Source organism: Frankia sp. EI5c, from assembly GCF_001636565.1.
GTDB lineage: Bacteria > Actinomycetota > Actinomycetes > Frankiales > Frankiaceae > Parafrankia.
The window spans coordinates 53,712-65,948 of record NZ_LRTK01000005.1 but is presented as its reverse complement, the minus strand read 5'-3'; the positions used below and the strand labels follow the sequence as shown (position 1 = coordinate 65,948).

Annotated in this window: 11 protein-coding genes and 4 pseudogenes; 4 read left to right on the top strand and 11 right to left on the bottom strand. The window is 72.2% G+C overall.

Going from position 1 to position 12,237, the window contains the following annotated elements; genetic code table 11:
• Positions 1 to 165, top strand: a pseudogene (locus UG55_RS31270) (ABC transporter ATP-binding protein); the annotation flags it as partial.
• A complete protein-coding gene (locus tag UG55_RS01935; RefSeq protein ID WP_066061922.1) occupies positions 165 to 650 on the top strand; it encodes a DUF456 domain-containing protein in 486 nt (161 codons plus the stop codon). The pseudogene UG55_RS31270 and the gene UG55_RS01935, both read left to right, overlap by 1 nt.
• A 123-nt stretch (positions 651 to 773) precedes the next feature.
• Here UG55_RS01935 and UG55_RS01930 read toward each other — a convergent pair whose 3' ends face one another.
• From UG55_RS01930 to UG55_RS01915, 4 genes are all read right to left on the bottom strand, one after another.
• Positions 774 to 1,172 carry a hypothetical protein gene (locus tag UG55_RS01930; RefSeq protein ID WP_066061920.1) on the bottom strand — a complete coding sequence of 133 codons (399 nt, stop codon included), beginning with the start codon at positions 1,170 to 1,172 and terminating at the stop codon, positions 774 to 776.
• A 287-nt stretch (positions 1,173 to 1,459) separates the two neighbouring features.
• A complete protein-coding gene (locus tag UG55_RS01925) occupies positions 1,460 to 1,933 on the bottom strand; it encodes a DUF2752 domain-containing protein (RefSeq protein WP_066061917.1) in 474 nt (157 codons plus the stop codon).
• Entirely contained in the window at positions 1,911 to 2,489 is a 579-nt protein-coding gene (locus tag UG55_RS01920) for a TM2 domain-containing protein (protein ID WP_066061915.1), read from the bottom strand. Before UG55_RS01920 ends, UG55_RS01925 begins: the two co-directional genes overlap by 23 nt.
• Before the next feature lie 403 nt (positions 2,490 to 2,892).
• Positions 2,893 to 3,249 carry a hypothetical protein gene (locus tag UG55_RS01915; protein WP_066061912.1) on the bottom strand — a complete coding sequence of 119 codons (357 nt, stop codon included), beginning with the start codon at positions 3,247 to 3,249 and terminating at the stop codon, positions 2,893 to 2,895.
• 134 nt (positions 3,250 to 3,383) lie between these two features.
• On the opposite strand from UG55_RS01915, the pseudogene UG55_RS01910 reads away from it, so the two are divergent.
• A pseudogene (locus UG55_RS01910) lies at positions 3,384 to 4,674 on the top strand (M20/M25/M40 family metallo-hydrolase); the annotation flags it as partial.
• A gap of 1 nt (position 4,675) precedes the next feature.
• Positions 4,676 to 4,778, top strand: a 103-nt coding sequence (locus UG55_RS31265) for a hypothetical protein (RefSeq protein WP_242423662.1), incomplete at its 5' end; no start/stop codon positions are given.
• A gap of 215 nt (positions 4,779 to 4,993) precedes the next feature.
• Here the strand turns inward: UG55_RS31265 and UG55_RS01905 are convergent.
• From UG55_RS01905 to UG55_RS31250, 7 genes and pseudogenes are all read right to left on the bottom strand, one after another.
• Positions 4,994 to 6,368, bottom strand: a 1,375-nt coding sequence (locus UG55_RS01905) for an NAD(P)/FAD-dependent oxidoreductase (protein ID WP_242423604.1), incomplete at its 3' end; no start/stop codon positions are given.
• 209 nt (positions 6,369 to 6,577) lie between these two features.
• Positions 6,578 to 6,781 carry a DUF5703 family protein gene (locus UG55_RS01900; protein WP_066061905.1) on the bottom strand — a complete coding sequence of 68 codons (204 nt, stop codon included), beginning with the start codon at positions 6,779 to 6,781 and terminating at the stop codon, positions 6,578 to 6,580.
• A 199-nt stretch (positions 6,782 to 6,980) separates the two neighbouring features.
• On the bottom strand, positions 6,981 to 8,309 hold the full coding sequence (locus UG55_RS01895; protein WP_242423603.1) for a mannosyltransferase family protein: 1,329 nt from the start codon (positions 8,307 to 8,309) through the stop codon (positions 6,981 to 6,983).
• Positions 8,310 to 8,410: 101 nt separating this feature from the next.
• Positions 8,411 to 10,246, bottom strand: coding sequence for a glycosyltransferase family 39 protein (locus UG55_RS01890; protein ID WP_066061902.1), 1,836 nt, complete (start codon positions 10,244 to 10,246; stop codon positions 8,411 to 8,413).
• Between the two features lie 214 nt (positions 10,247 to 10,460).
• A pseudogene (locus UG55_RS31260) lies at positions 10,461 to 10,933 on the bottom strand (FAD-dependent oxidoreductase); the annotation flags it as partial.
• 1 nt (position 10,934) lies between these two features.
• Positions 10,935 to 11,626: pseudogene (locus UG55_RS31255) on the bottom strand (FAD-dependent oxidoreductase); the annotation flags it as partial.
• A 1-nt stretch (position 11,627) separates the two neighbouring features.
• The coding region (locus UG55_RS31250; RefSeq protein WP_242423602.1) for an NAD(P)-binding protein at positions 11,628 to 11,945 on the bottom strand (318 nt) is incomplete at its 3' end.
• Between the last annotated feature and the right edge of the window lie 292 nt (positions 11,946 to 12,237).

Below are 12,237 nucleotides of genomic sequence, written 5' to 3'. Positions count from 1 at the left end.
ACGAACCACCTCGACCTGCCCGCGATCGAGCAGCTTGAGCAGGCCGTCGAGGGGTTCGGCGGGACCCTGCTGCTGGTCACCCATGACCGCCGCCTGCTCGACGCCGTGCGGGTGACCCGGCGCCTCACCGTCGACGCCGGCCAGGTCACCGAGGCCGGTACCTGATGAGTGGGGTCGAGCTTTTCGCGGTCGCCCTGCTGATGGCCCTCGGCCTCGTGGGTGTCCTCGTTCCCGTCCTGCCCGGGCTCGTGGTGGTCTGGGGTGCCGGGGTGTGGTGGACGATCGCCGACGGCGGCGGGGCCGCGCGCTGGTGCGTGCTGGCGGTGCTGAGCGCGCTGTTCGTTGCCGGATCCCTCGCGAAGTACGTGCTGCCGGGGCGGGCCGCGGCCGCGAGCGGTGCGCCGTTCGGGACGATGATCGTCGGTGCGGTGTGCGCCGTCATCGGTTTCTTCCTGGTGCCGGTGGTGGGGTTGCTGCTCGGTGGGCTCGCCGGGATCTACCTGGCGGAGCTCGCCCGCCTGCGCGACCCGGCGGCGGCTGCGGCGTCGACCTGGGCGGCGACGGTCGCCTTCGGCGTCGGCGTGCTGGTGGAGATCTGTGCGGGGCTCGCAATGGTGCTGACCTGGGGTGTCGGCGAGCTGATCACCTGACGCCGACACGCCGGGCGCGGGAGCCGATCGTCGACCGGCTCCCGCGCCCGGCACTTTCCGGCACTACCGTCCGGCTGGCCCGTGTGGATCGACCGCTGGCAGCGGGCTCGCCGGGCGCTCAGGTCACCAGTCCCAGTCCCAGTCCCACTCCCAGTCGTCCTTGCCGTGGTCCTTGTAGGCCCGGCTCTCCCGGCCCCAGCCGTCCTTGCCCGGGCCGTCCTTTGCCCAGCCGTCCTTGTGCCATCTGTCCCCGTTCCAGTCGTCCTTTGCCCAGCCGTCCTTTCCCCAGTTGTCCTTTGCCCAGCCGTCCTTTGCCCAGCCGTCCTTTGCCCAGCCGTCCCGGAAGCACGGCCCGGCCTTGTCTCCCCGCCAGTCGTCCTTGCCGTGCTGGAACTCGGCCTGGCATCCCTTGTCATCCCAGAAAGCCTGCGCGGACACCGCGCCCGGACCCAGACCGAACGCGGCGGCGGCGGCACCCGTTGCGGCGAAGGCGAGGATCTTTCGTGGTGCGGACTTTCTCATCGTTCCCCCATCGCTGAATTGGCGTGCGGCGGCCCCGCACCGCCAGTGGACCTGCCACCCGGAATTGCTCCGCAAACAAAGAATCTTCCGGCCGCGGGAATGTCGGTATTTTGCGGCGCGGTAATTCTGGGTCGCGGAATGTTTCGGGTCCGCCACCGACATGCGGCCCTTGTCGCCCGGACGCGCATTCCGCGGGCAGCCGGGAATGTCGGGCTCCGCTCGGGTGTGCCGGCCTTCGCGCGGATGTGCCGGGCCTTCGCGGTCGGCGGGGCGAAGTGGGCCGGAGCTCAGCCCGAGGCCGGCCTGAGCGGCCACCAGGGCAGGTTGCGCACCACCGTCCACAGCAGCGCCGCGGCGGCCAGTCCGTACGCGAGGCGGCGCGGGACGGGTGCCCGTCCGCCGCGTTCGAAGGCACGCGCCTGCCGCAGTGCGAGCCCGACCAGGAGCGGGGCGCAGACCAGCAGGAACAGGTTGTCCCGGGCGGCCGCGGCGGGCAGGCCGCGCAGCAGGTCATGGGTCAGGCGAAGGCCACCACAGGCAGGGCAGTCGAGTCCCGTCACCGCCCTGACCGGGCACAACGGCATCACCGCGGCGGGGTCGTGCGGGTCGACGACGGCGAGGTAGCCGATGCCGGCGAGCAGGCAGGAGCCACCCGCCGCCAGCAGCGCCCGCCGCTGCCGGCGGGTGCCGCGGGCGGGTCCGCGCCGCGGCTGGGCACCCGCCGGCGCCGCCGCCTGATCAGTCCCGCAGTGGGCGCCCATATTTGTCCCGGACGTTGCCCGTCAGTATCAGCACTCCGTCGATCAGTGCCCAGATGCCCAGGCCGCCGCAGGTGAACAACTGCGCCAGCGCGATGCCCGTGTCGCCGAGATACCAGCGGCCGGCGCCGAAACCACCGAGGAAGAGCTGTAGCAGCCCCGCGACGATCTTCTGTTTGTCGGAGTACGGCTCGCCGGTCATCAGGTGCCGGCCGTAGGGTGCGGACGGATCGACCTGGCCGTAGCCGAAGGGGCCGGGGCCGTAACCCGGGGGAGGGTACCCCGGGCCCGGGGCGTAGCCGGGGGCGGGCCCGTAGCCCTGGGGCGGGCCGTAGGCGGGATCGTAGCCGGGCGGGTAGGCACCGGCTGGCGGTGCGTAGCCCGGGTCGTAGCCGGGTGCCTGGGCGCCCGGCTGCTGCTGCCCGTAGCCGGGATCGTAGCCGGGCGGGTAGGCGCCGGGAGATTGCGCGTAGCCGGGGCCCGGCGGGGGCGGGCCAGGCTGGTGGCCCTGGCCCGGGTAGCCATCACCGGAGCTTGGTGGCGGTCCTGGCGTGGTCATGCGGGCATCTCCGTCCGGGCGCGTTCCGCTGGTGTCCGGAGCGCTGTCGTGGAATCCGGAAGATACCGCCTGGTCGCGTAACGCCATCAGACGGGCCTGCGCGGCGCCGCTGGTTGGCGGGCGTCGACACGCGCCGTCTCCGCGGGGAGTTCCCGGCTCCCCGCGGAGACGGCGGTGACGGCGGGCCCTGGCGGAGCAGCCGGTGCCCGGTGACCGTACGCGCCGCACCGGCCGAGCACCCGGCGCGGTGAGCCGCGGCCCCGGTGGACTGGGCGCATCGCCAGTGTGCCGCGGGGACGCCCGCGGGTGAACCAGTCGACGGTGCGGCCGGCTGTGGACCAAAGCCCCGCCGGGATCGGTGCGGCCGGCTCCGGCGGGTGTCGGTGGCTACGGGTGTCGGTGGCTACCCGTGGCCGCGTCGACCGCGCTCCCCGGCGGAGCGACCGCCGGCGGCGGCGAGCTTCCCCTTCCCGGCCGGGCGCCTGCCGACAGGGGTCGCTTCACCGCCCTTCATCCGGCGGGCGTGCTCCTGGCGGGCCCTGGCGGTCGTGGGGGTGCCGGCGCCACCTTCGAGCCCGTCGGGGACCCGCCGCGCCGGCTTCGGCCCGACCGGCAGTGTGGTCGTCCTGGCCAGGCTGGAGGTGAACCGCTCCAGCCGCCCGTAGTGATGTTCCTGATGCAGGTGGAAGTCGAGATCGCCCGAGGTCGGGAAGGTCGCCCGGCAGCCCAGGTCGGAGCGCGGGCACTGGTACAACGTCATGGCGGGTCCTCCTACCGGACGGCGGGTCTACCCGATCACCGGTCGTTCACGGCACTGAAACCGCTGTGGAACACCTACCCCGACGCTACGTGCCTGCCCCGATGAACGCCGGACCGGACGGGCAGACTGGGGGCATGGCAAACGCGTCCCACGATCCCCATGACGCCCCCGCCGCCGCGGCCGACGACCGGCCGCCGGCTGCCGTGGTGCGCCCGGCCGCGCCCGGCCGGGAACTGTCGGCCGAGTCCGAGGTTGTGGACCTGTGTCGGGACCTGCTGCGGTTCGAGTCGGTCAACCGGGGGAACGGCGACGGCAACGAACGGCCCATCGCCGAGTACGTGGCCGCCAGGCTCGCCGAGGTCGGGCTCGAGCCGGTCCTGCTGGAGTCCGCCCCGGGCCGCACCAGTGTCGTGACCCGGATCGAGGGGGCGGACCCCGCCCGCTCCCCCCTGCTGATCCACGGCCACCTGGACGTCGTGCCGGCGGACCCGTCCGACTGGCGGGTGCACCCCTTCGCCGGCGAGGAGGTCGACGGATGTCTGTGGGGGCGCGGTGCGATCGACATGAAGGACATGGACGCGATGACCCTCGCGGTCGTGCGGGACCTGGCCCGCTCGGGCCGCCGGCCGCCGCGTGATCTGGTCGTCGCGTTCGTGGCCGACGAGGAGGCCGGCGGCACCCTGGGCGCGCGGTGGCTGGTGGAGAACCATCCCGAGTATTTCGCCGACTGCACGGAGGCGATCAGCGAGGTCGGCGGCTTCTCCTACACGGTCTCCGACGACCTGCGGCTCTATCTGATCGAGACCGCGGAGAAGGGCATCGCCTGGATGAAGCTGACCGTGGCCGGCCGCGCCGGCCACGGCTCCATGATCAACGAGGACAACGCGGTGACGAAGCTGTGCGAGGCGGTCACCCGTCTCGGCCGGCACCAGTTCCCGATCGTCGTCACCCCGACCGTGCGGGTGTTCCTCGACTCCATCGGCGAGGCACTGGGCATCGAGCTCGACGCGGACGACCTCGAGAGCACGATCGCGAAGCTGGGCCCGATCGCCCGGATGGTCGGCGCCACGATCCGCAACACCGTCAACCCGACCCAGCTGGCGGCCGGGCACAAGGTGAACGTGATCCCCGGCGAGGCGACGGCGTACGTCGACGGGCGGTATCTGCCCGGGCAGGAAGAGGAGTTCCTGCGCCAGGTGGACGAGCTCATCGGGCCGGAGGTCCGGCGCGAGTGGGTGGTCAACGACCAGGCGCTGGAGACCGGTTTCGACGGGCCGCTGGTGGATGCGATGGCCTCCGCGCTGCGGGCGGAGGACCCGGCCGCACGCGCGGTGCCGTACATGCTCTCCGGCGGAACCGACGCCAAGTCGTTCTCCCGGCTGGGTATTCGGTGCTTCGGCTTCTCGCCGCTGCTGCTGCCGCCCGNCCTGGACTTCGCGGGGATGTTCCACGGAGTCGACGAGCGGGTGCCCGTCGACGCGCTGCGCTTCGGCGTCCGGGTGCTGGATCGCTTCCTCGCGTCGTCCTGACCGCCGGGTGTGATGAGGTCGTCCGGAATGCGATGAGCCCGGCGCAGCCACGGGGGCTGGGCCGGGCTCATCGGTCCGTCAGGCGGTACCGCCGGCGCCGGCGGTACCGGCGGCCGGGCCCTCCGGGGCGAGCCGGGACGACTCCGCCGTCGCCTTGCGCGCCTTGGGAACCGCACCCGGCTGCGCCGCCGGGCGGGTCACCGCGGACGGCCCGNGGGAGGCCCAGTCGTCCGGAAGCGTGGGCATGAAACCCTCGCCGAGGCGCTGGAGCGCCGACCGGGCGAAGATCTGCTGCTGGGTCACCGTGCGCTCGGAGCGACCGCGGCCGACGAAGCTCACCGTCCAGTGCAGCAGCGTCGTGACCCGGTGCTTGAACCCGATGATGTAGACGAGGTGCACGGCGAGCCACATCAGCCAGGCCAGGAACCCGCTGAGCTGCACGCCCTTGATGCTGGCCACCGCGCTGAAGCGCGAGATCGTGGCCATGCTGCCCTTGTCCTTGTACTCGAAGTTGCGCATGGGCGGCCCGCCCCGCAACCGGGTGGCGATCGTCTTCGCGGCGTACTTGCCGCCCTGGATGGCGACCTGGGCCACACCAGGAAGCCGGTCAAGAGCGGCCATGTCGCCGACGACGAAGACCTCCGGATGGCCGGGCAGCGTCAGGTCGGGCTGGACCTGGACCCGTCCGGCCCGGTCCAGGACCGCGCCGGACTGCTCGGCGAGTTGCTTGCCCAGCGGGCTGGCGGCGACGCCGGCGGCCCAGATCTTGCAGACCGACTCGATCCGCCGGCGGGTGCCGTCGGAGTCCTCGACGTCGATGCCACGGGAGTCGACGTTGACGACCCGGGCGCCGAGCTGGATCTCCACACCGAGCTTCTGCAGCTTGGCGCTCGCCTTGGCGGCCAGCTTCTCCCCGAAGGTACCGAGCACGGTGGGCGCGGCGTCGAGCAGGATGATCCGCGCCTTGGTCGTGTCGATCCGCCGGAAGTCGTGCCGCAGGGTGCGGTGCGCCATCTCGGCGATCTGGCCGGCCATCTCCACACCGGTGGGTCCGGCGCCGACCACCACGAACGTCATGTAGCGCGCGACGTCCGCCGGGTCGGGGGTGGTCTCGGCCACCTCGAACGCGCCGAAGATCCGTCCGCGCAGCTCCAGGGCGTCATCGATGCTCTTCATGCCCGGCGCGTGCTCGGCGAAATGATCGTTGCCGAAATAGGACTGGCCGGCACCGGCCGCCACAATCAGGCTGTCGTAGTGCTGAACGTCCGCACGCCCCAGCAGGTTGGACGTCACGGTCTTCGAGGCGAGGTCGATGGAGGTGACGTCGCCGAGAACCACCTTCGTGTTCTGCTGGCGGCGCAGGACCTCGCGGGTCGCCGGGGCGATCTCGCCCTCGGACAGGATGCCCGTCGCGACCTGGTAGAGCAGGGGCTGGAACAGGTGATGTGTGGTCTTTGCGACGACAGTCACCTCGACGGGCTCCCGGCGCAGTGCCTGGGCGGCGAACAACCCGCCGAAACCCGAGCCGATGATCACGACCCGGTGCTTTTGGTGTCCGTCGCTCGTAGCGGTCACAATCGCTCCCCACATGCCGATGGGTGTCTGACGGAGTGGTTCACGGTCCGTCCGCCTCACCATCTTCCGCCGGGAAGCCGTTGGGGGATCGTGGGGATACTCACGTCACGGCGCGCGGCGTTCACCCGGGGGAGTGGTGCATGGTTTCGATCGTGTTGTGTTTTTCCGGCCCGGGCAGGTAACGGCGGGCGCGGGCGCGGCGTCGGGGTGATGGCCCGCGCCGCTCAGGTGGGGAGATACCCCGGCAGACCTCCCGGTCGCCGCCGCCGGCGTAGCACCACCCGGCGGGTCCCATCGGGGTAGAGCCGGGAGCGGTCGAGCTCCCAGTCGCCGAACTCGGCGTGCAGCGTGAGTATCGCCACGGCGGTTCGGCGGTCGGTTCCGGGGGGCATGGTCAGCTTCTGGTACTCGAGTTCCCTGTCAGCCAAGGCGCGCGCACCTCCGTTTCACCCGCCCGCCGGCGCCCGGTGGGCCTCCGCGCGCCGGGGCCGGCCGGTCGCCGCGGATTGTGCCGGCCCGCGACCGTGCCCCGGGTACTTCCTGAACGCCCGGTGTCCTGAAGTGAAACCTTGGCGTAGCGGCCGATCGAGTACAAGTCCCGGCGCGTGGGCCGGGTGCGGGACGCCGTCAGGGAACGTAGGCGAGCGTGAATGCCAGCGTCGCGTACACGGTCATCGCCGCCGCGGAGACAGTGATCACGAACGTCCAGAGCTCGCGGCGCGCGGTGACGGCGGCGGCCACCAGCAGAAAGGGGAACGCGCCGTAGAGGTAGCGCTCGGAGGAGTCGAGATTGCTGCCGGTCAACACGGCCGCGAAAACCAGGGTGGACCACAGCGCGTAGGACACCGGCAGTGTGCGGAACATGACCACCAGGGCGACCGCGGCGAGCAGCAGCCAGGGCACATGCAGGGCGGTCCCGACTTCGCCGTGCACCGCTCCGCGGGCCGCGTCGAGGACGGTGCTGAGCGGGTTCGCGGTGCTTCCGTGCCGGGCCGCGTCCCGCTGCATGGTCAGCGGGGCGAGGCCGTCGCCGTGCGCGGACGCCGACCACGCCAGATAGCTTCCGGCGCCGAGCACGGGGGCGAGTACCGCTCCCAGCCGGCCCAGCAGATCCCGGGCCCCGCCGGGGCCCACCGGCGGCCGGGCCCCGAGGCCGGGTGCTCCCGCCGCACCGAGCCGCTGCCGGATCACCGGCAGGGGCAGGCCGCGGGCCGCCTCGATCGCGACCGGCACGACCAGCAGCAGGCCCAGCGGTCGGCACAGGCCGCCGAGCAGTCCCGCGGCCGCCGCGATCTCCCAGCGGCGGGTTCGCGCGCCGAGCAGGGCGGCCGCGGCCAGCAGGCCCGCCAGCGCTTCCGCATAGCCCATGACGAGGACGAAGGCGGGCGGCGCCAGTGCGGAGATCCAGATCAGTCGTCGGATCGTGTCCTCGTCGAACCCCTCCGCCCGGGCGACGCCGACGAGAACCAGTGCGAAAGCCAGCGCGAGGACGTTCACCAGCGTCAGCAGCACCGCTCCGCTGTGGCCGGCCAGCCCGGGCAGCGAGAGGAGGCGGACCAGCATCGGCAGCAGCGGGAAGAAACGCCGGCTTTCGTCCCCGGCCGCGTCGTAGCCGTGGTCGGCGATCGTGAGGTACCAGCCGGCGTCCCAGCCGAGCAGGTCGGTGGTGTCGAGGGTGACCGCGTTGTCCTCGCGGACGCTGTCCGCGAGGAACCGGGTCAGTGCCAGGGCCGCGGCGACGACCACGCGGGCGGCGACCCAGGCGACGAGGACCTCTCGGAGGTACCAGCGCCGGGCCCGGGCACCGGCGCGACGGCCGGCGCCGGCACTGCCGTGCCGCCCCGTCCCACCCCGCCTCCTGCCGGCCGGGCGGGGTGGGCGGGGTGGGCGGGGTGGGCGGCCCGGCGCCCCGCCCGCGGCCCGAGGTGTGTCCGCCGGGACGTCCGCCGGGCCCACCAGAGGCACCGCCGCGGGGGCGCCGCCGGCCGCGGGCGGGCGGCCCGGCCCGGCTCCTCCCCCCGGCCACCCGGGGCCGGCGGTGCCCCCGAGTGGCCTTGTCACGAGGCCCGGAACCGCAGCACGGCGTAGTTCTCGTACACCCGGGTCGGCAGGCCCTGCTCCAGCACCTCGTCGGCCACGGGGCGCCGCTCCTGCAGCGTCGTCCGAACCTGGGTGCAGAGCTCCTCATACGTCCGGTAGGCGCCGGAGCCGGCCATGAAGACGGTGTTCGGCCCCGCCTCGGCCAACGCGCGCTCGGCGACCGTGACGCCGTTGGCGGACTCGTTCCGCTCCTCGTAGTCGACCCAGTTCACCCGGTCCGGCGGCGCGTAGGTCGGCACCACGTAGACCTTGAGCCAGGACGGGAGGGTGCGTGCCAGCCCGGGCCCAAGCTGGTCCGGGCACACGAGCAGCACATCGCCCGGCTTCGACAGCCGGGTGAGGACGGCCGCGGCCTCGCCCGCCTGCGACCGCTCCCGGCGTACGTCGTTGGTTCCGGCGATCACCCCGGCCAGCGCGGCCAGAACAAGCACACCGCGGAACACCCGGCGGTCCACCAGCATGGCGGCGCCGAGTCCGACCACGAGCAGGAACGGCACGAAGGCGGTCGCCGTGTACCGGTCGGCCCAGGCGTTGCCCACGGCCTTGCCGGCCGCGACCGCGACGATCAGCGTTCCGGTCGCCAGGAAGAACAGGGTGCGGCCCGGCTCAAGGCCCCGGAGGTCGAGCAGCATGAACCGGCCGCCGAGCGGGCGCCCGGCGATACCGGCGGCGACCAGGCCCGTCACCAGGAACAGCAACAGCCGGCCGAGCGTGGTCGGGCCGCCGGCCCACTGCCCGTAGGCGTGGGTGACCGCGGCGAAGGTCGCCGGCTCGCCCCAGGGCGTACCGGTGTGCGCGAGCTGGGAGAGGAAGTTCGGCAGCCAGGGCGAGAAGACCAGTCCGCCGGCGACGAGCCCGACGATGCCGGCAAGCGGGCCGCGCCGGTGCCAGCGCGGGACGGACCGGCGCTGCCCGCCGGCCGCGTCGGCGAGCAGCTCCGCCGGGTTCCGGTCGCCGTCGCCGTGGCCGGTGCCACCGGGAGTACCGGCCGCCGCCCCGGTGGTGGGCACGGGCGACGCGGGCAGCGCCGGGCCGGCCGCGGCCCGCTGGGGACGGGGCGCACCCGACCGGTGTCCACCGCGCCGGGCTCCCGGCCTCGCCGAGCGTGCCTGGCGAGCGGCCTGCGCCGCGGTGAGCCGGGGGAGGACGACGACCAGCCCGATCAGCCAGGCACCGACGGTCAGCAGCAGGTACAGGCACCAGTAGTGGGTCAGCGCGAGCGCTCCCGAGCACAGCGCCAGCAGCGCGACGTTCTTCGCGTTCGGTGCGCGCAGCACCCGTTCCAGCACCAGGCCGCCCAGCGCGGTGAGCAGCACGATGAGGCTGTACATCCGCGTCTCGGTGCCGAAGTACAACGCGAACGGGGAGGTCAGGTACAGCACGACCGCGACCTTCGCCGCCCGCTGCCCGACCAGGTTGCGTCCCAGGAAGTACAGCGGTACCGCCGAGCCCAGGTTGATGAGCGCGGACAGCGCCCGGACCGCGCCCGCGCCCTCGCCGACCAGGCTCACCCAGAAGTGCAGCAGGATGTAGTACAGCGGCGGCGAACCGTCTTCGAGGAGTCCGTCCCACATCGTCGGACCGACGCCGGACAGCGGGAGGCGGGCGATCGCGACGCTCTGTGCCTCGTCGAGCCAGAGCGGCTGGCGCGCGCTGAAACGCACCACCACCGCCGCGGCGATGATCAGTACCAGCGCGGCCCGGAAGATCCGGTCCTCGCGGCCGGGTCGCGTTCCGACCCTGTCGACCGGCTCGGGGGGGTTTTCCGCCGGCCGCACCGCGACGTCGGTCACGGTCAGTCCCTTCGGTGCCAGGGGCCCGGTACGCCGCGGCCGGAACCCCGCGGGCGGGCCCCCGGCGCGCGCTCGCGCCCATTACTGCTGCTGAACGTGGACGCGCTCACCATGACGCGTGCGACCGCGCGCCAGCGCGGCGGAAGCGCCCGGGAGTCCGCGGGATCCCACCTGATCGCTGGTGGGATCCCGCCGGCCCGGGCACTTCCGCGCCTTAGGCGCGCTTCGGGGAGGAAACCTCCTCGTGGTAGTCCTCCTCGACGTTGACCTCCCAGACGTCGTGGGACTTCCCGTCGATGATGTTCTCGACGGTCAGCATCGCGGTGAGCATCGAGTGGTCCTGGTTGTTGTACCGATGCATACCGTTGCGGCCCACCGGGTGCACGTTGGGGGCGTTGTCGGCCAGCCAGCCACGGATGATGTCGACGTTCTTCTTGTAGTCCATGTCGTAGTACGGGTAGGCCTTCGGCATCCGCACCACATAGCCGGCCTCGACCTGGTTGGCCCGGACCAGGCCGAGCCGGGCCAGTTCCCTGGTGCCCAGCGCGATCAGGTCCTCGTCCGAGGAGTTCCAGGTCTCGTCACCCTCGAAGACGAAGTACTCGAGGCCGAGGCAGGTCTTCCCGTCCTTCACCAGGTAGGGCGACCAGGAGGCGAAGTTCTGGATACGGCCGACCTTGACGTCCGNGGCGTGAATGTAGATCCAGTTGTCCGGGAATCCGACGGACTCGGGGACGACCAGCGCCACGGTCAGGAAGTCGCGGTACTTCAGGGCGTTGGCGGCGGCGAGAACACGCGGCGGAACCGGCGGGTCCATCACCCGCACGAGCGAGGAGAACGACATCGAGGAGATGAAGTGGTCTCCGGTGTACTGGAGCTCGGCGCCGAGGTCGGTCCGTGACGCCTCCGGCGCGCCGGCACCGGGCCCGTAGCCACCCGTGACGACGGTGGTCACACCGGTCGCCCGCCCGTTCTCGTGGTGGATCTTCTTGACCTTCTCCTCGAAGACGATCCGGCCGCCCTGCTTGACGATCTTGTCGGCGGCGGTCTCCCACATCATTCCCGGCCCGTACTTCGGGTACTGGAACTCCTCGATGAGGGAGGTGATGTCCTTCTGGTTCCGCTTCGGCAGCACCGCGTTGATGATGGCGTTGCTCAGCGACAGGCTCTTCACCCGCTGGGCCGCCCAGTCGGACGGCATGTCACTGACCTGCACACCCCAGAGCTTTTCGGTGTAGGTCTTGAAGAAGGTGCGGTAGAGCCGCCAGCCGAAGCGGGCGACCAGCCAGTTCTCGTAGTTCGACTGGTCCTTCGGCGGCCGGACCCGGGAGACCGCGTAGGAGCCGATGCAGCGGGCGGCCTCGAGCACACCGAGCCCGCNCAGGGCGTTGCCGGCCTTCAGGGGGTAGTCGAAGAACTTGCCGTTGTAGTAGATGCGGCTCGCTCGGGGCCGGAGCAGGAAGTCCTCATCCGGCAGGATCTCGTGCCACAGCTTCTCGACCTCGGGAACCTTGGTGAAGAAGCGGTGCCCCCCGATGTCGAAGCGCCATCCATCCCGCTGGGCCGTGCGGCTGATCCCGCCGACCACCGAGTCACCCTCGATAATCGTCACGGGGATCTCCCGCTTCATCAGCTCCCAGCCGGCGGAGAGACCGGCCGGCCCGGCTCCGATGACGACTACCTCTGGCTTTTCGGTCACTGTGCCGGACCTCTCCTCAACTACATCGTCCGCTGTCAGTCGGGTCGGGGCGCGCAGGCGGCGCGATTCGCGCCCGCGGCTGACGGGACCCCTCCCGGCGCCGGAACCTGTTCATCCGGCCTCCGGGGCAGTCTCGCATGGGAGTTACCGCCGCTTCACCGGACCCCCCGCTCCGGGCCCGGCGGCGGGTTCCCGCTTCATCGGGCCCGGGGTGGGTGACCCGCTTGCCGCCGGCTTCGTGCTCCGTCGGCTGACCATTTCGGCCGGGATCGGCAGCGGTGGGTGACATTCG

Bases quoted from the DNA above. Each gene is read 5' to 3' on its own strand.
- UG55_RS01935 (WP_066061922.1), top strand. From the start codon at position 165: ATGAGTGGGGTCGAGCTTTTCGCGGTCGCCCTGCTGATGGCCCTCGGC.
- UG55_RS01930 (WP_066061920.1), bottom strand. From the start codon at position 1,172: ATGAGAAAGTCCGCACCACGAAAGATCCTCGCCTTCGCCGCAACGGGT.
- UG55_RS01925 (WP_066061917.1), bottom strand. From the start codon at position 1,933: ATGGGCGCCCACTGCGGGACTGATCAGGCGGCGGCGCCGGCGGGTGCC.
- UG55_RS01920 (WP_066061915.1), bottom strand. From the start codon at position 2,489: ATGACCACGCCAGGACCGCCACCAAGCTCCGGTGATGGCTACCCGGGC.
- UG55_RS01915 (WP_066061912.1), bottom strand. From the start codon at position 3,249: ATGACGTTGTACCAGTGCCCGCGCTCCGACCTGGGCTGCCGGGCGACC.